General features: G+C 44.1%; 17 protein-coding genes. 16 read left to right on the top strand and 1 reads right to left on the bottom strand.

Annotation, left to right across the window (positions count from 1 at the left end; translation table 11 throughout):
- Nucleotides 1–27: 27 nt before the first annotated feature.
- The 9 genes from ABE65_RS20295 to ABE65_RS20255 all read left to right on the top strand — a co-directional run bounded on the left by ABE65_RS20295 (nucleotide 28) and on the right by ABE65_RS20255 (nucleotide 12,669).
- A complete protein-coding gene (locus ABE65_RS20295; RefSeq protein ID WP_066399064.1) occupies nucleotides 28–1,212 on the top strand; it encodes an acetyl-CoA C-acetyltransferase in 1,185 nt (394 codons plus the stop codon).
- A 15-nt stretch (nucleotides 1,213–1,227) separates the two neighbouring features.
- Nucleotides 1,228–2,082, top strand: coding sequence for a 3-hydroxybutyryl-CoA dehydrogenase (locus tag ABE65_RS20290; protein WP_066399061.1), 855 nt, complete (start codon nucleotides 1,228–1,230; stop codon nucleotides 2,080–2,082).
- A 183-nt stretch (nucleotides 2,083–2,265) separates the two neighbouring features.
- Nucleotides 2,266–3,405, top strand: a complete 1,140-nt coding sequence (locus tag ABE65_RS20285) for an acyl-CoA dehydrogenase (RefSeq protein WP_066399059.1) — start codon at nucleotides 2,266–2,268, stop codon at nucleotides 3,403–3,405.
- Between the two features lie 15 nt (nucleotides 3,406–3,420).
- Nucleotides 3,421–4,563: an acyl-CoA dehydrogenase gene (locus ABE65_RS20280; protein ID WP_066399058.1), complete on the top strand. Its 1,143-nt coding sequence runs from the start codon at nucleotides 3,421–3,423 to the stop codon at nucleotides 4,561–4,563.
- 231 nt (nucleotides 4,564–4,794) lie between these two features.
- Nucleotides 4,795–5,751 (top strand): methylmalonyl Co-A mutase-associated GTPase MeaB, encoded by a 957-nt coding sequence (gene meaB / locus ABE65_RS20275; protein ID WP_066399057.1) that lies wholly within the window; start codon nucleotides 4,795–4,797, stop codon nucleotides 5,749–5,751.
- A 10-nt stretch (nucleotides 5,752–5,761) separates the two neighbouring features.
- Nucleotides 5,762–6,385 (top strand): TetR/AcrR family transcriptional regulator, encoded by a 624-nt coding sequence (locus tag ABE65_RS20270; protein WP_066399053.1) that lies wholly within the window; start codon nucleotides 5,762–5,764, stop codon nucleotides 6,383–6,385.
- A 15-nt stretch (nucleotides 6,386–6,400) separates the two neighbouring features.
- Complete coding sequence (gene icmF / locus ABE65_RS20265) at nucleotides 6,401–9,664, top strand: fused isobutyryl-CoA mutase/GTPase IcmF (protein ID WP_066400449.1); 3,264 nt, start codon at nucleotides 6,401–6,403, stop codon at nucleotides 9,662–9,664.
- A 507-nt stretch (nucleotides 9,665–10,171) separates the two neighbouring features.
- The gene (rpoE, locus tag ABE65_RS20260; RefSeq protein ID WP_066400447.1) at nucleotides 10,172–10,693 is read left to right on the top strand and encodes a DNA-directed RNA polymerase subunit delta; all 522 of its coding nucleotides are present in this window, start codon (nucleotides 10,172–10,174) and stop codon (nucleotides 10,691–10,693) included.
- A gap of 374 nt (nucleotides 10,694–11,067) precedes the next feature.
- A complete protein-coding gene (locus ABE65_RS20255; RefSeq protein ID WP_066399052.1) occupies nucleotides 11,068–12,669 on the top strand; it encodes a CTP synthase in 1,602 nt (533 codons plus the stop codon).
- Between the two features lie 237 nt (nucleotides 12,670–12,906).
- Here the strand turns inward: ABE65_RS20255 and ABE65_RS20250 are convergent, their stop codons facing one another.
- Nucleotides 12,907–13,446: a DUF2529 family protein gene (locus ABE65_RS20250; RefSeq protein ID WP_066399049.1), complete on the bottom strand. Its 540-nt coding sequence runs from the start codon at nucleotides 13,444–13,446 to the stop codon at nucleotides 12,907–12,909.
- 166 nt (nucleotides 13,447–13,612) lie between these two features.
- Between ABE65_RS20250 and ABE65_RS20245 the strand changes: the two genes are divergently transcribed.
- From ABE65_RS20245 to ABE65_RS20215, 7 genes are all read left to right on the top strand, one after another.
- The gene (locus ABE65_RS20245; RefSeq protein WP_197480369.1) at nucleotides 13,613–13,993 is read left to right on the top strand and encodes a response regulator; all 381 of its coding nucleotides are present in this window, start codon (nucleotides 13,613–13,615) and stop codon (nucleotides 13,991–13,993) included.
- Between the two features lie 250 nt (nucleotides 13,994–14,243).
- Entirely contained in the window at nucleotides 14,244–15,107 is an 864-nt protein-coding gene (gene fba / locus ABE65_RS20240) for a class II fructose-1,6-bisphosphate aldolase (RefSeq protein ID WP_066399034.1), read from the top strand.
- 197 nt (nucleotides 15,108–15,304) lie between these two features.
- A complete protein-coding gene (fsa, locus tag ABE65_RS20235; RefSeq protein ID WP_066399032.1) occupies nucleotides 15,305–15,955 on the top strand; it encodes a fructose-6-phosphate aldolase in 651 nt (216 codons plus the stop codon).
- Between the two features lie 493 nt (nucleotides 15,956–16,448).
- Nucleotides 16,449–17,741 carry a UDP-N-acetylglucosamine 1-carboxyvinyltransferase gene (locus ABE65_RS20230; protein WP_066399031.1) on the top strand — a complete coding sequence of 431 codons (1,293 nt, stop codon included), beginning with the start codon at nucleotides 16,449–16,451 and terminating at the stop codon, nucleotides 17,739–17,741.
- Between the two features lie 83 nt (nucleotides 17,742–17,824).
- Nucleotides 17,825–18,793, top strand: coding sequence for a class II fructose-bisphosphatase (gene glpX, locus ABE65_RS20225; protein WP_066244703.1), 969 nt, complete (start codon nucleotides 17,825–17,827; stop codon nucleotides 18,791–18,793).
- A 326-nt stretch (nucleotides 18,794–19,119) separates the two neighbouring features.
- Nucleotides 19,120–20,406 carry a transcription termination factor Rho gene (gene rho / locus ABE65_RS20220; protein WP_066399028.1) on the top strand — a complete coding sequence of 429 codons (1,287 nt, stop codon included), beginning with the start codon at nucleotides 19,120–19,122 and terminating at the stop codon, nucleotides 20,404–20,406.
- A 104-nt stretch (nucleotides 20,407–20,510) separates the two neighbouring features.
- Nucleotides 20,511–20,756, top strand: a complete 246-nt coding sequence (locus ABE65_RS20215; RefSeq protein WP_066399025.1) for a type B 50S ribosomal protein L31 — start codon at nucleotides 20,511–20,513, stop codon at nucleotides 20,754–20,756.
- Nucleotides 20,757–20,917: the final 161 nt, after the last annotated feature.

The following is a 20,917-nucleotide window of genomic DNA, read 5'->3' as shown; positions in this document are numbered from 1 at the left end:
TACCATACGAATCGGGAGGTTTTTCATATGACAAAATCAGTAATCGTCAGTGGTGTACGGACACCTGTAGGGAAATTTGGCGGTGGATTAAGTTCTCTTACAGCATCAGATCTAGGTGGGATCGCGATTAAAGAAGCACTTCAACGAGCGAATGTTGCGCCTGAATCAGTGGATGAAGTCATTTTAGGTTGTGTTCTTCAAGGAGGGCAAGGCCAGATTCCTTCTCGCCAAGCGGCGGAAAAAGCAGGATTACCTTGGAAGACGAAAACAGAAACGATCAACAAAGTTTGTGCTTCTGGACTTCGTGCGATCACGATGGCTGATCAGATCATCCGTGCAGGTGATGAAGAAGTCATCGTCGCTGGTGGGATGGAATCGATGAGCAACGCACCATACATTTTACCGAAAGCGCGCTGGGGACTTCGTATGGGAGATAGCTCAGTGAAAGATCTCATGGTTCATGATGGACTAACGTGTACGTTTACAGGTGTCCACATGGGAATTTACGGAAATGACGTAGCGAAAGAGATGGAGATCTCACGTGAGCGTCAAGACGAGTGGGCGTACCGCAGTCATAGCCGTGCTATCGAGTCGATTGAAAAGGGGATTTTTGCAGAAGAGATCGTACCTGTTGAAGTGCCTCAACGCAAAGGCGAGCCGGTTGTTGTGTCCCAAGATGAGTCACCGCGTAAAGATACTTCTATCGAATCTCTTGCAAAATTAAGACCTGTATTTTCACAAGATGGAACGATTACTGCAGGAAACGCACCAGGCGTCAACGATGGTGCAGCAGCAGTAGTCGTGATGAGTCAAGAGCGTGCTGAAAAAGAAGGCAAAGAAGTGATGGCGACGATCCTTGGTCACACGGCACTTGCTGTTGAAGCAAAGGATTTTCCGAAGACGCCAGGTCTTGTCATCAATGAGTTGTTAAAGAAAACAGGAAAATCATTAGAAGAAATTGACCTTTTTGAAATAAACGAAGCATTTGCAGCTGTTGCGTTAGCGAGTTCTGAACTTGCGGGATTAGATCTTGAAAAAGTGAACGTGAATGGTGGAGCAGTCGCGTTAGGTCACCCGATTGGGGCGAGCGGCACGCGCATCGTACTAACATTGATCCACGAGTTAAAAAGACGTGGCGGCGGACTTGGTATAGCTTCGATCTGTTCAGGCGGCGGGCAAGGTGACGCGATCTTAGTAGAAGTGAAGAAATAAGGAGGAGCAATATTCATGAGCATTCAAAACATTATGGTGATCGGTGCAGGACAGATGGGTTCAGGAATCGCGCAAGTTTGTGCGCAAGCGGGGTACTCTGTTGTTCTGCATGACATGCAAGAAGAGTTCGTACAAAAAGGAATCGGAATCATCTCTAAAAACTTAAACCGCTCCGTGGAAAAAGGACGTCTGGATGAAAGCGAGAAAGAATCCATTCTATCCCGCATCACAGCTTCTGTTTCTCTAGAGAACGCGTCACATGCGGATTTAGTGATCGAAGCGGTCGTAGAGAACATGGACGTGAAAACACAGCTCTTTAAGATGCTCGACCAATACGCGCCAGCTCATACAATCTTAGCGTCGAACACATCTTCACTTCCGATCACAGAGATTGCGGCCGCAACGAACCGACCTGAAAAAGTAATCGGGATGCATTTCATGAATCCAGTTCCTGTTATGAAACTCGTAGAGATCATCCGTGGGCTTCAAACAGCGGATGACGTGTACGAGACGATCGAATCTGTATCCAAGAAGCTGCAGAAAGTTCCTGTAGAAGTGAATGACTTCCCAGGATTCATCTCCAACCGCATCCTCATGCCGATGATCAACGAAGCGATCTTCTCGGTGTATGAAGGTGTTGCAACCCCTGAAGCGGTCGATGAGATTATGAAACTCGGAATGAACCATCCGATGGGTCCGTTAACACTAGCAGACTTCATCGGGCTCGACACATGCCTCTACATCATGGAGACGCTGCATGAAGGATTCGGAGATGACAAGTATCGTCCGTGTCCGCTGTTAAGAAAGTACGTAAAAGCAGGCTGGCTAGGCAAGAAGTCAAGCAGAGGGTTCTACAACTACGGGGTCTGACCCCAAACAAAGACAAAAATTCCATTTTTGTCTTTGTGAAAGAGACAGCAACCAAAAATAGATCAAGAAAAACAAACAGAAATACAGACAGAGAAACAGCTAGCAAGGAAAGCAAATATAGAGAGATAAACCCGGAGAGAGACTAACAGAGTCGGCATTTCACTATAGGAATGGGGAGAGACCATGAACCTCGTATTTACTGAAGAACAAAAGATGATGCAAAAGATGGTACGGGATTTTGCGCAGAAAGAGATAGCACCGGCCATCGAGCATATGGAAGAGACGGAAGAGTTTCCGCGTCATCTCATCACGAAGATGGCAGAGCTCGGACTGATGGGAATTCCTATTCCAGAAGAATACGGCGGAGCCGGAATGGATTTTACATCCTACATTATCGCGATCAATGAGCTTTCAAAAGTGAGCGCGACGATTGGCGTTATTTTATCCGTTCATACGAGTGTCGGAACGAATCCGATTCTTTATTTCGGGAATGAAGAACAAAAGAGAAAATACATTCCTAAGTTAGCGAGTGGAGAGTACCTTGGTGCGTTCGGACTAACAGAGCCTAGTTCAGGTTCTGATGCAGCGAGCTTAAAGACGAGAGCGGTTAAAAAGGGCGATCATTACATCTTGAACGGCTCTAAGATTTTTATTACAAACGCAGGAGAAGCAGACGTGTACATCGTTTTTGCTTCAACAGCACCTGATAAAGGAAGCTACGGAATCTCGGCCTTCATCGTAGATAAAGATACACCAGGTTTTTCAGTAGGAAAGAAAGAGAAAAAAATGGGGTTGAACGGATCAAACACGTGCGAGATCGTTTTCGAAGATGCACGTGTACCTGCTGAAAATCTGCTTGGTAAAGAAGGCGAAGGCTTTAAGATCGCGATGAGTAACCTTGATGTGGGCAGGATCGGAATTGCTGCTCAATCATTAGGTATCGCAGAAGCTGCCTTAGAATTTGCAACGAATTATGCAAAAGAAAGAAAACAGTTCGGTAAACCGATCGGTGCGAATCAAGGGCTTGGCTTTAAGCTTGCGGACATGGCGACTGCGGTTGAAGCGGCAAAACTTTTAACCTATCGTGCAGCTGATCTGAAAACAAACAACCTATCATGCGGAAAAGAAGCTTCGATGGCAAAGCTGTTTGCTTCGGAAACCGCGATGAAGTCAGCGATCGAAGCGGTGCAAGTATATGGAGGATACGGCTACACGAAAGAGTATCCGGTAGAAAGATTGTTCCGTGACGCGAAGGTGTGTCAGATCTATGAGGGAACAAGCGAGATTCAGCGTATGGTGTTAAGCAAACATTTACTAGGATAAGAGGGAGAGATAGATATGCAATTTATGTTATCTGAAGAACATGAAATGATCCGCAAGATGGTGCGTGATTTTGCAAAAAATGAAGTAGAACCTACAGCAGCAGAACGTGACGAAGAGGAGCGTTTTGACCGAGCTATTTTTGATCAGATGGGTGAGCTTGGCCTTTGCGGAATTCCTTGGCCAGAAGAGTACGGCGGAATCGGCGGAGACTACCTAGGTTATGTGATCGCAGTTGAAGAACTATCTCGTGTTTGTGCGTCAGTCGGTGTAACGCTATCTGCTCACACCTCTCTTGCCGGATGGCCGATCTTCAAGTTTGGTAACGAAGAGCAAAAGCAAAAGTTCCTTCGTCCGATGGCAGAAGGTAAAAAAATTGGAGCTTATGGCTTAACTGAACCAGGATCAGGATCAGATGCAGGAAACATGAAAACAACAGCGAAAAAAGACGGCGATGACTATATCATCAACGGCTCAAAGATCTTCATCACAAACGCTGGGGACGCTGAGATCTATGTTGTGTTCGCGCGCACGGATATCGAAGCAGGATCAAGAGGAGTTTCTGCGTTTATCGTAGAAAAAGGAACACCAGGCTTTTCTTTCGGTAAAAAAGAAAAGAAACTCGGGATCCGTTCATCACCAACATTAGAAATCATTTTCGAAGATTGCCGTGTGCCAGCTGAAAACCTTCTAGGTAAAGAAGGAGAAGGCTTTAAGATTGCGATGATGACACTTGATGGCGGACGTAACGGAATCGCAGCTCAAGCAGTAGGAATCGCTCAAGGTGCACTTGATGCTTCTGTAAACTACGCAAAAGACCGCAAACAGTTTGGTAAGCCGATCGGTGTCAACCAAGGGATCGGGTTCAAACTTGCAGATATGGCAACAAAAGTGGAAGCGGCACGACTACTAACCTATCAAGCAGCTTGGAGAGAATCAGAAGGTCTTCCATACGGAAAAGAATCTGCGATGTCGAAGCTATTTGCTGGAGACATTGCCATGGAAGTAACGACAGACGCAGTTCAAGTCTTCGGTGGATACGGATACACGAAAGAATATCCAGTAGAACGTTACATGCGTGATGCAAAAATTACGCAGATCTACGAAGGTACACAAGAAATTCAGCGTCTCGTTATTTCTAAGATGCTTTTGAAAGATTAATTTGTGGGTTGTGAGAGGTTGATCTGCGCTCCAGGTTGCTCGCTTTCCGCGGGGCAGGCGGTGAGCCACTTGCCGCTTTGCGCCATTAAGTGTCTCACCTGCCCGCCAGTCCCGCAGGAGTCTCGCACCTTGCGCTCCAATCAACTTTTCAATGTAGCAAAACCCAAGGCACAAATCTTTTAGAGATTAACCTTTACAAATAACAGTTACTGAAATATTTAGGAGGAAACCATGCATCCATTAGCACAGCGCATCCAGCAAAAAGAGGAACGTGCTCTCGCGAAAGCGATCACGCTTGCCGAGAACAACGGTGAAGACAAACTCGAGCTTTTAAAGAGCATCTACCCACAGCAAAAAGGTGCTCATTGGATCGGTATCACCGGTTCACCGGGTGCTGGGAAAAGTTCGCTCGTCAATCGTCTCATCTCTTTTTTGCGCAAAAAGAAGATGACTGTTGCCGTTGTTGCCGTTGATCCGACGAGTCCGTTCAGCGGAGGCTCTATCCTTGGAGACCGCGTTCGGATGGCTGACCATTTTACCGACCCAGGCGTGTTTATCCGAAGCATGGGGACGCGCGGTAGTCTTGGCGGCCTTTCCCGGTCAACGAAAGAAACGGTACGGCTAATGGATGCTTATGGTTTTGATGTGATTTTAATAGAGACAGTAGGAGTCGGACAATCAGAACTCGACATTATGAAGCTAGCAGATTCGGTTGCGGTTGTATTGAACCCGGGCAGCGGAGATGTTGTGCAAGTGTTTAAAGCGGGAATCATGGAAATCGCGGATCTCTTCGTTGTGAACAAAGCAGATATGCCAGGCGTTCCGAAGCTTCTTGCTGAGATTGAAGCGATGCTTGACCTTGTGAAGCACGACAGTCCGTACCGCCCGCCAGTCGTTCAGACGATTTCTACTGAAAATAAAGGTTTACACGAATTATGGGAATCGCTTCTAACGCACCGTGAATATTTAGAGAAGAGCGGCGAAGGTAAGGAAAGAAAGCTTTCTAACCTGAAGCGCGAGGTGATGGAAGTGGTTCAGCATGAAATCTATCAGCAAGTGTGGAAACAAGAACAGAAAAATGGGTTCTCCTGGCTGGCCGACTTAGAATCAGGTACGACAGACCCTTATACAGCTGCAGAAGAGATTCTTTTAAAACGAATGCAGCCGGCTGACGGGAAACAGAAATGAGGGAGGCCAATTGGGTAAGAAAGAAGTGCCGTCGCTCGTAAAAGACGAAAAACTGATTCAGAGACGACGGGAAGAGATGGTAAAAGCGGCGGTCTCTCTATTTAAAGAGAACGGTTTCCACCGCACAACAACCCGTGAGATCGCAAAAGCTTCAGGTTTCAGCATCGGCACACTCTACGAGTATATTCGGTCAAAAGAAGATATTCTCTATCTCGTCTGCGACAGCATCTATGACGGGGTAAAGCTGAGGCTGCAGCAGGATATCAATGGAGAAGACAGCGGTATTCAAGGTGTCGAGCGTGCGATCGCGGCCTATTTTAAAGTGATGGACGATATGCAGGATGAAGTGCTCGTCATGTATCAAGAAGCAAAGTCGCTCTCTCATGAGGCACTTCCGTATGTACTCAAAAAAGAGTTAGAGATGACGGCAATCTTTGAAGAACTGCTTTTTAAAGTAGTAAAACAAGGTGAGCTGAATTTAAGTGAAAACGAAATTCCGGCAGCGGCTCACAATATTGTAATCCTCGGACAGATGTGGACGTTCAGACGCTGGGCGCTGCAGAAGATCTATACACTAGAAGAATATACACAGTTACAGCTTCAGCAATTGTTGTACGGCATTAAAGGAGCATAAGAAAGGATGAATGAAATGACTCAGACCGATATTTACCGGCCGAAGAATCCGGTGCGATTTGTAACCGCTTCCAGTCTTTTTGATGGTCACGATGCGTCGATTAACATCATGAGAAGAATCATTCAGTCAAACGGCTGTGAGGTCATCCACCTTGGACACAACCGTTCTGTAGATGAAGTGGTGAGCGCAGCCATTCAAGAGGACGTTCAAGGAATCGCGATCTCTTCTTATCAAGGCGGACATGTTGAGTATTTTAAATACATGATCGATCTATTAAAAGAACGCGGTGCAGGACATATCAAAGTCTTTGGCGGAGGCGGGGGCGTTATTATCCCACCTGAGATCAAAGAGCTGCATGCTTATGGTGTCACACGCATCTTTTCACCGGAAGATGGAAGGTTGCTAGGGCTTCAAGGCATGATCAATAAGATGGTAGAAGAGTGTGATTTTCCGACGGTTACCTCTTTAACAGACGAGATCGAAAAAGTAGTAGAAAAAGACGTTCGCTCTGTTTCGCGTTTGATCACATTAGCAGAAAATGTGAAGCAAGCACCGGAAGAAATCGCAGCAACGGCGGAACAGACGCTTAACGAACTGAAAAGTCTGCAAAAACAAGTGCCGGTTCTTGGAATCACAGGAACAGGGGGAGCGGGAAAAAGTTCATTAACCGATGAGCTTGTTCGACGCTTCTTAAACGAGTGTGAAGACAAGACGATCGCAATCATCTCAATTGATCCGACCAAACAAAAAACAGGCGGAGCGCTTTTAGGTGACAGAATCCGAATGAACGCGATCTATCATCCACGTGTGTACATGCGTTCACTTGCTACACGTGGTTCACGTTCTGAGCTGTCCGATGCGATCAAGGACGCAATCGCAGTAACGAAAGCAGCTGGATTTGATCTGATCGTTGTTGAGACGAGCGGAATCGGCCAAGGTGACGCTGGAATCTCTGAGATCTCTGATGCTTCTCTATACGTGATGACGAGTGAGTTTGGTGCACCATCGCAATTAGAGAAGATCGACATGATCGATTATGCAGATATTATCGCGATCAACAAGTTCGAGCGCAAAGGCTCTGAAGATGCGCTTCGTGATGTAAAGAAGCAATATCAGCGTTCTCGCAACTGGTTTGATAAAGACCTTGATGAAATGCCTGTTTACGGAACGATCGCGAGCCAGTTTAACGATGCGGGTACGAACGTCCTTTTTTATCACTTGATGAAAGTAATTGAAGAGAAGTCAGGTATGGATTGGGGCATACAGCCTGCAGCGGAGGCGATGACCGCGAAAAAGAACGTCATCATTCCAGGTGAACGTGCTCAGTACTTGAACGAGATTGCACAAACCGTTCGAAAATATCATGAAACGGTGAACGAACAGGCGAAACTTGCTCGCAAGTCGTTCCAGATTCAAGGAACGCTTGAAACAGTAAGAGAGTACGACGCAGCAGGTGAAGAAGTTGAAACATCGTTAAATAAAGCGCTGGAAAAAGTTGAAGAGCAATTGTTGCCAACGACTTCAAAAATGCTAAAAGAATGGCCAGCGTTAAAAGAAATGTATAGCAAGAAAGAATTCGTAACGAAGATTCGAGATAAAGAGATCGTAACTGAGCTATCGACGAAAAGTCTTTCTGGTCTTGATATTCCAAAAGTGGCTCTTCCGAAGTTTGAAGATTGGGGAGATATCGTAAAATGGATCATGAAAGAGAACGTTCCAGGTTCGTTCCCATATACAGCTGGTGTGTTTCCTTTTAAACGTAAAGGTGAAGATCCGAAGCGTCAGTTCGCTGGAGAAGGAACGCCGGAACGAACGAACCGCCGATTCCACTATCTATCAAAAGATGACGACGCGAAGCGCTTGAGTACAGCCTTTGACTCGGTAACCCTTTATGGAGAGGACCCGGATCACAGACCGGACATCTACGGAAAAGTCGGCGAGAGCGGTGTGAGCATCTGTACGCTGAACGACATGAAGAAGCTGTATGACGGTTTTGATCTTATCGCTCCTTCTACATCCGTTTCAATGACGATTAACGGTCCTGCACCGATTATTCTCGCGATGTTCATGAACACGGCGATCGATCAGCAAGTGAAGATTTTTGCGGATACGAACGGCAGACAACCGAACGAAGCAGAGTACAGCGAGATTAAGGAGAAGACTCTTGCCTCTGTTCGTGGAACGGTTCAAGCAGACATCTTAAAAGAAGATCAAGGTCAGAACACGTGTATCTTCTCTACTGAATTCGCACTTCGCATGATGGGTGATATTCAGCAATACTTTATAGACCATCAAGTACGCAACTATTACTCAGTTTCAATTTCTGGCTATCATATCGCAGAAGCTGGTGCGAACCCGATCACTCAGCTCGCGTTTACACTCGCGAACGGCTTTACGTACGTTGAATATTATTTGAGCCGAGGAATGGATATTAACGCATTCGCGCCAAATCTATCGTTCTTCTTCTCAAACGGACTTGATCCAGAATATAGCGTAATCGGCCGTGTCGCTCGCCGAATCTGGGCTACGGTTATGCGTGATAAATACAAAGCGAACGAACGCAGCCAGAAGTTGAAGTATCACATTCAAACATCTGGACGTTCACTACACGCACAAGAGATCGATTTTAACGATATTCGTACGACGCTTCAAGCGTTGATGGCACTCTATGATAACTGTAACTCTCTTCACACGAACTCGTATGACGAAGCGATCACAACGCCAACAGAAGAATCTGTTCGCCGTGCGATGGCGATTCAGATGGTTATTACAAAAGAGCTTGGTTTGGCTCGCAATGAGAACTCGCTTCAAGGCTCGTTCATCATCGAAGAGTTAACCGACCTAGTAGAAGAGATGGTGCTTCAAGAATTCGAGCGCATGAACACAAGAGGCGGCGTGCTGGGTGCAATGGAAACACAGTATCAGCGCGGAAAGATTCAAGAAGAATCCATGTATTATGAAATGAAAAAGCATGACGGTTCTCTTCCAATCATCGGTGTGAACACGTATCTGAACCCGAATCCACCGTCAGAAGAAGAATTCAACATGCAGCTCGCACGTGCAACAAAAGATGAAAAAGAGCAACAGATCCAAAATCTGAACGCGTTCCAAGAGTCTAGCAAAGACCAAGCGGGCGAAGCTCTTAAACGTCTAAAAAATGTTGCGCTATCCGGCGGCAACATTTTCGATGAGCTCATGCACACCGTAAAATATGCAAGCCTCGGTCAGATCACGAGTGCGCTCTATGAAGTTGGCGGTAAGTATAGAAGAAACATGTAGTAAGTTGAGAAGAGAGCCGCCAGTTTGAGCGGTTCTCTTTTGTTTGCGAGAGTTTTAAGAGAGTAAATTTCCGCTCTTTGTTCTATTTATAACATTCATGAAAGGTTAGAATAACTCCCATAGAAAGATCTCTTGAAATTTAGTTCGTTTAGAAGGTTTTTGTTTTAGTTTTCATATATTCCTCCTATGCAAGTTGATTGGAGCAGAAGGTGCGAGACTCCTGCGGGACAGGCGGGCAGGTGAGACACTTAAGAGTGAAACGTACGAATGTGGCTCACCGCCTGCCCCGCGGAAAGCGAGCAACCTGGAGCGGAAATCGACCACTTTCAAAAGCACCGAAGCTCCACCTTACACCTTTCATAAAACCTTTTATGGAAAAAAGATAGATTACTACTGGCATATACGCATGGGATTTGTTTATAATGAAGAGTATGATTCTTCTAAAGAATGAGCACAATGTGTTGATATAAATGAGTGTGGAGAAGGAAAGGAAGTGCCGATGTGGCTATGTTGAACACGTACACGAAAGAACAAGTCGTTGAAATGTCAATGGTCGAAATCGCATTTGAAATTTTGCAAAATGCTAAGCAACCTGTTCAATTCTATGATTTAGTTAAACAGATCGCTGAAATCAAAGGTTTGTCTAAAACTGCTGTGGAAAACCGAATTGCGTATTTTTACACAGATATGAACATTGACGGCCGTTTCGTTTCATTAGGCGATAATAAATGGGGATTAAAAACGTGGTACCCAGTTGAGAGCTCTGAAGAGGAACTTGGTGCAACGAACAAACCAACAAAACGTAAAAAAGCGTCTGAGGATGACTATGACTTCGAAGAGGACTTCGATGATGAAGACTTCGATGAGTTGGAAGTAGAAGATGAGTTCGTTGATGAAGATGATGATCTTTCTGATGACGACGATGATGACGATGACGATGATGATGAAGAATTAGAGTTCGACGAAGACGATGAAGACTTCGACGAAGACGACGAAGATGAAGAGACAGATGAGGAAGAAGATCTGTAAGTTCATGGTTAGTCTTGAAAACCAGTGCCCTTGGCGCTGGTTTTTGTTTTTTAGGGGAAAACTTGTGGATTGTCGATGCTGAGCTGCCATTTCACAAGCTTGTCACATGAGAGAATGGTTTCTCACAGATCATCTTGACATGAGCTCTATACTCGGGTAATATTCTTTTTGGGCTATTCCTGTATCTTTTATTAAAAAGACTAATTTTATATGATATCAAAGCAAAAGTGCCCCCTAACCATAGGGGAAGTGTCTTTTGCTTTTTATTTTTTTACGGCTGAGACTGTGTAGACTTCACACACATACCTCTCCCGATAGTAGAAAAAGCGTTAAACGCACATACTTATTTTAGAAAATTTAGGGGGATTGAAAACATGGCAAAATATATTTTTGTTACAGGCGGTGTTGTTTCTTCTTTAGGAAAAGGAATCACTGCAGCATCATTAGGCCGTTTATTAAAAAACCGCGGAGTGAAAGTGACTACGCAAAAATTCGATCCTTACATCAACGTGGATCCAGGGACGATGAGCCCTTATCAGCATGGTGAAGTTTTCGTAACGGATGATGGTGCGGAAACGGACTTAGACTTAGGTCACTATGAGCGTTTTATCGACATTAACTTAAATAAATACAGTTCAGTAACGACTGGGAAGATTTATTCTACTGTTCTTAGAAAAGAGCGTCGCGGTGAATATCTTGGAGGAACGGTCCAAGTTATCCCACATATCACGAACGAGATCAAAGAACGTGTTTTCCGTGCTGGACGTGAAACGAACGCAGATGTCGTAATCACAGAAATCGGCGGAACAGTAGGGGACATCGAGAGCTTGCCGTTCCTAGAAGCGATTCGTCAGATCAAAAGTGATGTAGGCTCTGAAAACGTAATGTATATCCACTGTACATTGATCCCTTATATTCGTGCAGCTGGTGAGCTGAAGACGAAACCAACACAGCACAGTGTAAAAGAGCTTCGTAGTCTTGGTATTCAGCCGAACATTATCGTAGTTCGTACGGAGATGCCGGTTCCTCAAGAAATGAAAGATAAGATCGGTCTATTCTGCGACATCGATCCTAAAGCGGTTATCGAAGCGAGAGATGCAGATACGCTTTACCAAGTGCCAATCGATCTTCAAGAGCAGAAGATGGACGAGCTTGTTTGCAAACACCTTAAGCTTGAAACGCACGAACCAGATATGGCGGAGTGGAAAGAACTGATCAACCGCGTAACGAACTTAAAAGGAAAAGCGAAGATCGCGTTAGTCGGAAAATATGTAGCGCTACAAGATGCTTATATTTCTGTTGTTGAAGCGCTTCGTCACGCAGGTTATCAATTTGATACAGATATCGAGATCGACTGGATCAACTCTGAGAACGTGACTGCTGAAAACGTGAAAGAACTTCTTCAAGATGCTGATGGTATCTTAGTTCCTGGCGGATTCGGTGACAGAGGGGTAGAAGGTAAGATTCTAGCTACTCAATATGCGCGTGAGAACAAAGTTCCTTTCTTAGGAATCTGTCTTGGTATGCAGCTTGCTTCCGTAGAGTTCGCTCGTAACGTTCTTGGACTTGAGGGTGCGCACTCTGCAGAACTTATGCCTGGTACACCGTTCCCGGTTATCGATCTGCTTCCTGAACAAAAGGACATTGAAGACCTCGGTGGTACACTACGCCTTGGACTTTACCCGTGTAAGATTAAAGAAGATACAAAAGCGTTCGCAGCTTATAACGATGAAGTTGTTTACGAAAGACACCGTCACCGTTATGAGTTCAACAATGAATACCGTGAACAGATGGAAAAAGCAGGGTTTATCTTCTCAGGAACATCTCCTGATGGACGTCTTGTTGAGATCATCGAGTTAGAAGATCACCCGTGGTTTGTTGCGTCACAGTTCCACCCAGAATTCACATCACGACCAACTCGCCCGCAAGCATTATTCCGTGACTTTATCGGTGCGGTAACACAATTGAAGAACTAATTTATAGATCGTTAAGACCGGTAGCTTCACTATTTGAGTGGGAGCTGCCGGTTTTTTGCGATTTATGTGATCTTTGTTTATTTTTATGTGATGAGTTCCGATTTTTATTTGATGGATTCTAAATTTTATGTGATTATTCATATTTTTTATGTGATTGAATTTTTCTGGAAACTTGAAGTACATAAGAATGCTCATTTTTCTTAATTAAAAAAGCCTGGCACACAGCCAGGCTTCATCCTATTCATCGTATTCTTCTAAAATCTCTTCCGTCGTTAAAAATAAGGCGTAATATGCGAATAAAGCGGTCAGTCCAGAAGGCAAACCGAGTCGCGTACCATCATCAAGCGGCACTAATCCGCGAACAGCCTTCGTATCGATCACGATATCGGCAAAATCATCTGGATTCACGTTCATCTCAGCATCTTTTCGTCGCCCGCCGATCAAAATGACGTTGCATTCCGTAGTTTTTCTAACTTCTGAACAAAGTTCCACAGCTTTTTCGTCATCTAAATAGCGCGTTGCTACAACAACACTATCGACTGGAAGCAGATCAGACAACTCTACCTCTGTAAAATTAGCCCCAGCGCGGAATTTATTCTCTCCGGATAGTGCCTCACTAACAACGGCTTCCATCTCATAAAAGCCTTTGAAATATACAGTTCCTTCAGAAAGTACGCTTTGTGCAAGCAGGCGTGAACTTTCTTCGATCGACTGCTCTTCTTTATCTGAAATGGATTTTAGCAATCCTGCTACTTGCGTTGAAAATATTTTTAACATTAAAAGAACTCCTTACTTTTTTTCAAATCATCGTGTTTTTGTTTATTAATTTAGTATACTTAATTTAACAATACAAATCATCGGGAACAGCAGGAATTCGTATCCTGTGTCTCGAATGGTATAGGGACAAAATGGTTTTGTAAAGAAACTCTAGATGAGGTGAGCAATAATGAGCGGGAAAATTTTAATTGTAGACGATCAGTATGGCATCAGGATTCTTTTGAACGAAATCTTTCAAAAAGAGGGTTATAAGACGTATCAGGCAGCGAACGGTGTACAAGCTCTTTCGATTGTGGAGAAAGACCGCCCTGATCTTGTCATTTTAGATATGAAAATTCCTGGAATGGATGGCTTGGAGATTCTTCGTCGTGTAAAAAAACTTGATGAGACGATTCAAGTGATCATCATGACCGCTTATGGTGAGCTGGACATGATTCACGAGGCTATGAAGCTGGGAGCTATCACTCATTTTGCAAAACCTTTTGATATTGATGAGATTCGCGCAGCCGTTAGGAAAGAACTTCCATTAAACACGCCACAATCATAAAAGTTTAAGAAATGCTGGTGTGTCGCCAATGATAGCGGTTACACCCGTAAAACGTTGATGTGTTGCGGTTTTCAGGCGATATTGGTATGCTATACTAGAATGAAATATGAGCATAATGAAATGTTTAGCAAGACGCCATGAAAGGTAAACTAAAGTGGCTTCTTTTTGCTGTGTATGCACATTTCAGCAAATATACTATACAAAAATTGTAGTTGGTCTGCTCGTGCCAATATCTAAGGAGGACATTACTATGCCTTTAGTTTCAATGAAAGAAATGCTTGAAAAAGCAAAAGCGGAAAATTATGCAGTTGGTCAATTCAACTTGAACAACCTTGAGTTCACTCAAGCGATCCTTAAAGCTGCACAAGAAGAGAAATCTCCAGTAATTCTTGGTGTTTCTGAAGGTGCTGCTCGTTACATGGGCGGATTCAAGCTTGTCGTTGCTATGGTTAAAGCTCTTATCGAAGAGTACAAAGTAACTGTACCTGTAGCTATCCACCTTGACCACGGTTCAAGCTACCAAAAGTGTGCTGAAGCGATTCATGCAGGTTTCACATCTGTAATGATCGACGGATCTCACCACCCATTAGAAGAGAATATCGCTCTTACTAAAAAAGTAGTTGAGCTTGCTCACTTCCACGGTGTTTCTGTTGAAGCAGAACTTGGCCGTATTGGTGGACAAGAAGACGATCTAGTTGTTGAAGATGCAGATGCAGCTTACGCGATCCCATCTGAGTGTGATCAACTTGTTCGTGAGACTGGTGTTGACTGCTTCGCGCCTGCACTAGGATCTGTTCACGGACCATACAAAGGTGAGCCGAACTTAGGATTCGACCGCATGAAAGAAGTTATGGAACTAACTGGTGTACCTCTTGTACTTCATGGTGGTACTGGTATCCCAACAAAAGATATCCAAAAAGCAATTTCTTTAGGAACTGCTAAAATCAACGTAAACACAGAAAACCAAATTGCTTCTCACAAAGCTGTTAAAGAATACATCGGATCTAACCCAGACAAATACGATCCACGTAGCTATTTAACTGCAGCTCGTGATGCGATCCAAGCTACTGTAGCTGGAAAAATGCGTGAGTTTGGTTCTTCTAACAAAGCTTAATATAACCTTTCTCATGAAACCGCCTATACATCATAGGCGGTTTCATTTACACTATAAGAGTGCAAAAAACACGATTCACGTATAGATATGCAATTTTACCTACGAAGTTTTGTAAGCGTAATCCTTCGTGTATGAAGACGAACACGTTATAAAAGAATATAAAAGATAGACCTACTAAAAAAACAGGAGTGATATTTTTGAAATTCTTTATTGATACTGCAAACATTGATGATATTAAAGAAGCCTATGACCTGGGCATTTTATCTGGAGTAACAACGAACCCTTCTTTAGTCGCTAAAGAAAAAGGTGTTGATTTCCACGAAAGACTGAAGGAAATCACGAGCCTCGTACCGGGTTCTGTTAGTGCTGAGGTGATCGGAACTTCTTATGAAGAAATGGTTTCAGAAGGTCGTGAACTAGCGAAGATCGCACCAAACATCACGGTGAAAGTTCCAATGACATTGGACGGATTAAAAGCAGTAAAAACGTTCTCTGATGAAAATATTAAAACAAACGTAACGCTTATTTTTAATGCAAACCAAGCATTGCTTGCAGCTCGTGCGGGTGCAACATATGTGTCCCCATTCTTAGGGCGTTTAGATGATATCGGACAAGATGGTTTGGAGCTTATCTCACAAGTGGCACAAATTTTTGCGATTCATGAGATCCCAACAGAGATCATCGCAGCATCGATCCGCCACCCTGTTCACGTAACAGAAGCGGCATTACGAGGCGCGCACATCGCAACAATTCCGCCAAACGTAATCAAAGGACTAGTGAAGCATCCACTAACAGACCAAGGAATCGAAAAGTTCCTAGCTGACTGGGACGCTGCTAACAGGAAGTAATTGCAAATAACACTTTTGGAAGTGGTTGATTTCCATTTCAGATGCTCGCTTTCCGTGGGGCAGGCCGTGAGCCACATTCGGACGTTTCACTCTTAAGTGTCTCACTTGCCCGCCTGTCCCACAGGAGTCTCGCATCTTACACTCCACTCAACAATCATAGATGACAAGATTTAATAGTAACTTTCTTTTAGAAAAGTACGTCCTCTAAGATTTAAATTTTTCATCTTCATTGCAAGTTGATTGGAGCGGAAGGTTGCCGACTCCTATGGGACGAGTGGACTGGTGGAGACTCCTAAAGGCGCAAAGCGGCAGGAGGCTCACCGTTCGCCCCATGGAAAGCGTGCAACCTAGAGCGGAAATCGACTACTCTCAAACGAGGTACCTTAAACGCACAAACTTTTATACATGAAAAGAAAATATTGGTAAATAATAGTACTATCTAAATGAGTAACACAATCACAACTTTTGTGACTCTTACTGAAAGGAGTTTACCATGGAAAAACTGATGATTGAAGGGGGCTATCCTCTAGAAGGAACGGTCCATATAAGCGGAGCAAAAAATAGTGCGGTGGCGTTGATCCCCGCAACGATATTAGCAGAATCTACCGTTACCATTGAAGGTTTGCCTAACATATCAGACGTTCGTATACTACGTGATCTGTTAGAGGAAATCGGAGGGGAAGCTTACCTGGATGAGAATCAGACTCTAACGGTTAACCCTGAAAAAATGATTGCGATGCCACTGCCGAGCGGAAAAGTGAAAAAGCTGCGTGCTTCTTACTATTTGATGGGGGCAATGCTTGGTCGATTCAAAAAAGCGGTCATTGGATTGCCAGGAGGCTGTAATCTAGGACCACGTCCGATCGACCAGCACATCAAAGGCTTTGAAGCACTTGGAGCTAAAGTAACAAACGAGCAAGGCGCGATCTATCTTCGCGCGGACGAGCTTGTTGGTGCAAAAATCTACTTGGACGTTGTTAGTGTTGGGGCGACCATCAATATCATGCTCGCAGCAGTAAGAGCCAAAGGCCAGACGATCATTGAAAACGCGGCAAAAGAACCTGAGATCATTGATGTGGCTACTCTTTTAACAAGCATGGGTGCCAAGATTAAAGGAGCAGGAACGGATGTTATTCGTATCGATGGTGTCGATGAGATGCATGGCTGCCGTCACTCGATCATTCCTGACCGTATTGAAGCAGGAACGTACATGATTCTAGCTGCATCTATGGGTCAGCAAGTATTGCTAGATAATGTGATTCCTCTACACTTAGAATCTCTCATCGCGAAACTGAGAGAGATGGGTGTATATATCGAAACAAAAGATGATCAAGTGCTCGTGTATCGTGGAAAAGATCCACTGAAGAGCGTTGACATCAAAACGCTCGTCTATCCAGGGTTTCCGACGGATCTTCAGCAGCCGTTCACTTCACTTTTAACAAGTTCAGAGGGAACGAGCATTGTAACAGATACCATCTACAGTGCACGTTTCAAACATATCGACGAACTTCGTCGTATGGGAGCGAATGTGAAAGTAGAAGGACGTTCTGCTATAATAAATGGGCCAGCGAAGCTTGAAGGCGCAAAAGTGAAAGCTTCTGACCTTCGTGCTGGAGCAGCGCTTGTTGTAGCGGGTCTGATGGCTGAAGGAGTTACAGAGATCTCTGGACTTGAGCACATCGATCGCGGTTATGAATCTTTAGTTGATAAGTTAAAAGGACTTGGTGCTAAAGTGTGGCGTGAGAGCTTAGGTGCGGAAGAGATGGAAGAGCTTAAGAATTCATAAGTTAAAACGAGAAATCACCATCACCTGGTGATTTTTCTTCAGGATAATTATGTAAGCGGTTAAAGTATGGGGAGGGAACAAACATGGAGAGAAGTTTATCGATGGAGCTTGTTCGTGTAACAGAAGCGGCAGCTCTTGCATCAGCACGTTGGATGGGAAGAGGTAAGAAAGACGAAGCGGATGATGCAGCAACAACTGCGATGCGTAACGTTTTTGATACGGTTCCGATGAAAGGAACAGTTGTGATCGGTGAAGGCGAGATGGATGAAGCTCCTATGCTTTATATCGGAGAAAAACTAGGGACAGGCTACGGTCCTCGCGTAGATGTTGCAGTCGATCCACTAGAAGGAACGAACATCGTTGCATCCGGAACGTGGAACGCATTGGCTGTTCTAGCGATCGCAGACCACGGAAACCTGCTTCACGCACCAGACATGTACATGGACAAAATCGCAGTTGGTCGTGAGAGTGTAGGGAAGATCGACATCAACGCACCTGTTATTGATAACCTACGAGCAGTAGCAGAAGCGAAAAATAAAAATATCGAAGACTTGGTAGCGGTAATCCTAGATCGACCTCGTCACGAACAGATTATTCAAGATATTCGTGAAGCGGGTGCACGTATCAAGTTGATTTCTGATGGCGATGTAGCAGCAGCGATCAATACGGCGTTCGATGATACGGGTGTAGATATCTTATTCGGTTCTGGTGGAGCTCCTGAAGGCGTAATCGCAGCCGTTGCGTTAAAATGTCTGGGTGGAGAACTTCAAGGAAAGCTTCTTCCTCAAAACGACGAGGAATTAGAACGTTGCAAACGCATGGGTATCGACGACGTGAACCGTGTATTGTATATGGACGACCTTGTAAAAGGGGACGACGCGATCTTTGCTGCAACAGGCGTTACAGACGGCGAGCTTTTAAAAGGAGTACGTTTTGATGGATCAACAGGTACAACACAATCTGTTGTTATGCGTGCGAAGTCAGGAACCGTACGATTTATCGATGGAAGACACAGCTTGAAGAAGAAACCAGATCTTGTAATCAAACCATAAATAAGTGGAAGGCCGGACAAGTAGTCCGGTCTTTCCGTTACAATTACATGAATTAATCTTATTTTCAGTTGCAAAAGCTCAGCATGTATTGTAAATTCTCGTTAGAAGTCATTTACTTCTGAGTTTCTGTTGCTTGATTAAAGACTCAATATGTGGTTAAAATAAGAAGTATGATTCATTAGGTTAATATTTTCTTCATACCCACTAATACCCTTAACTTTCAAAGGAACTCCTTCCATTAAAAAAACCAAAACCAAACCAACATAAAAAATCCCATTTAAATCATAAACAAAAGATAGTTATTAATAGAAAAGCGTGGTGTCACTATGGGGATAGATTTAGCAACATTAGAGACAAAGAAATTAAAAGAGCTTTATGAGCTTGCCAAACAATATAATATTCAGTATTACGGGAAATTAACAAAGCGTGAATTGATGTTTTCTATTCTGAAAGCACAAGCAGAGCTTGATGGCTATTCCTTTATGGAAGGTGTATTAGAGATCATTCCAAACGAAGGATTCGGCTTCTTACGTCCGATCAACTATTCACCAAGTTCTCAAGATATCTACATCTCAGCTTCACAGATCCGTCGATTTGATCTAAGAAACGGAGACAAAGTATCAGGAAAAGTTCGTCCTCCGAAGGAAAACGAACGTTATTATGGACTTTTACAAGTGAATGCGGTCAATGGTGAGGACCCTGAAACGGCAAAGGAACGCGTGCATTTCCCTGCACTGACGGCTCTTTATCCGGAAAAGAAAATGGTTATGGAAACAACGAGCAACAACATTTCAACGCGTATCATCGATATGATGGCGCCAGTTGGTTTTGGTCAGCGTGGTCTGATCGTCGCTCCTCCGAAAGCCGGTAAGACAAGCTTGCTTAAGGAAATCGCACACAGTGTGACAACGAACAACCCACAAGCAGAACTGATCGTCTTGCTTATCGATGAGCGTCCTGAGGAAGTAACAGATATCGAGCGTTCTGTAAAAGGAGACGTTGTTAGTTCAACGTTTGATGAAGTACCAGAAAACCATATTAAAGTAGCAGAGCTTGTATTAGAGCGCGCAATGAGACTCGTTGAGCACAAAAAGGATGTTGTGATCCTGCTTGATAGCATCACTCGTCTCGCTCGTGCTTACAACCTTGTTATTCCGCCTAGCGGACGTACACTATCTGGTGGTATCGATCCTGCTGCGTTCCACCGTCCGAAGCGTTTCTTCGGTGCGGCTCGTAACATTGAAGAAGGTGGAAGCTTGACGATTTTAGCAACAGCACTAGTGGATACAGGATCTCGTATGGATGATGTGATCTACGAGGAGTTCAAGGGAACAGGAAACATGGAGCTTCACTTAGACCGCAAGCTGGCTGAGCGCCGTATTTTCCCTGCGATCGACATCCGTCGTTCTGGAACGAGAAAAGAAGAGATGCTTATCGCGAAAGATCATCTTGAGGCACTTTGGTCGATTCGTAAAACGATGGATGACTCGTTTGATTTCGTAGACAAGTTCATGAAACGCATGCGTAAAACGGAGAATAACGAAGAGTTTTTCGAGCTTTTTGAAAGTGAAAAAAAGGGAGCGCCAAAGCGAGCTAAACCCGTTACAAACTAACGAAAAAGTATGGTTGCAAATGGGTTTTGTCCCTGTTATACTATTTTTATGTGTTTATAACTCTGTCTCCGCATAGGAAACAGGGCAGAAGGAGTGGAATTAGAATGAAACAAGGAATTCATCCGAATTATAAAAAGGTTATCTTTGTTGACGCTCAAAGCGGATTTAGCTTCCTTTCAGGATCTACTTTGTCTTCAAGCGAGACAATGAAGTGGGAAGATGGTAACGAATATCCAGTAATTAAAGTGGATGTTAGTTCTGACACTCACCCGTTCTACACAGGACGTCAGAAGTTCTCTGATGTTGGTGGACGTGTTGACCGCTTTAAGAAGAAATACAACCTTAAGTAATTTGTTGCAAGTAAAAGGGCAGGAGTCTTTCTTGCCCTTTTTTCTTTTGTATTTTATAGAAAACAAGAACTCGGTAACTGTTTTGATGGACCGGGTTTTTTATACGCCTTAAAAGGAGTCGAGCACTCCCGTACCGAACGTTTATGTATGGTAGAACATCA

The organism is Fictibacillus phosphorivorans (genome assembly GCF_001629705.1).
Lineage (GTDB): Bacteria > Bacillota > Bacilli > Bacillales > Fictibacillaceae > Fictibacillus > Fictibacillus phosphorivorans_A.
This window is presented reverse-complemented; position numbering and strand designations above follow the sequence as displayed.

Coding starts and splice junctions, on each gene's coding strand:
- ABE65_RS20295 (WP_066399064.1), top strand. CDS start 28: ATGACAAAATCAGTAATCGTCAGTGGTGTACGGACACCTGTAGGGAAA.
- ABE65_RS20290 (WP_066399061.1), top strand. CDS start 1,228: ATGAGCATTCAAAACATTATGGTGATCGGTGCAGGACAGATGGGTTCA.
- ABE65_RS20285 (WP_066399059.1), top strand. CDS start 2,266: ATGAACCTCGTATTTACTGAAGAACAAAAGATGATGCAAAAGATGGTA.
- ABE65_RS20280 (WP_066399058.1), top strand. CDS start 3,421: ATGCAATTTATGTTATCTGAAGAACATGAAATGATCCGCAAGATGGTG.
- meaB (WP_066399057.1), top strand. CDS start 4,795: ATGCATCCATTAGCACAGCGCATCCAGCAAAAAGAGGAACGTGCTCTC.
- icmF (WP_066400449.1), top strand. CDS start 6,401: ATGACTCAGACCGATATTTACCGGCCGAAGAATCCGGTGCGATTTGTA.
- rpoE (WP_066400447.1), top strand. CDS start 10,172: ATGTTGAACACGTACACGAAAGAACAAGTCGTTGAAATGTCAATGGTC.
- ABE65_RS20255 (WP_066399052.1), top strand. CDS start 11,068: ATGGCAAAATATATTTTTGTTACAGGCGGTGTTGTTTCTTCTTTAGGA.
- ABE65_RS20250 (WP_066399049.1), bottom strand. CDS start 13,446: ATGTTAAAAATATTTTCAACGCAAGTAGCAGGATTGCTAAAATCCATT.
- fba (WP_066399034.1), top strand. CDS start 14,244: ATGCCTTTAGTTTCAATGAAAGAAATGCTTGAAAAAGCAAAAGCGGAA.
- ABE65_RS20230 (WP_066399031.1), top strand. CDS start 16,449: ATGGAAAAACTGATGATTGAAGGGGGCTATCCTCTAGAAGGAACGGTC.
- glpX (WP_066244703.1), top strand. CDS start 17,825: ATGGAGAGAAGTTTATCGATGGAGCTTGTTCGTGTAACAGAAGCGGCA.
- rho (WP_066399028.1), top strand. CDS start 19,120: ATGGGGATAGATTTAGCAACATTAGAGACAAAGAAATTAAAAGAGCTT.
- ABE65_RS20215 (WP_066399025.1), top strand. CDS start 20,511: ATGAAACAAGGAATTCATCCGAATTATAAAAAGGTTATCTTTGTTGAC.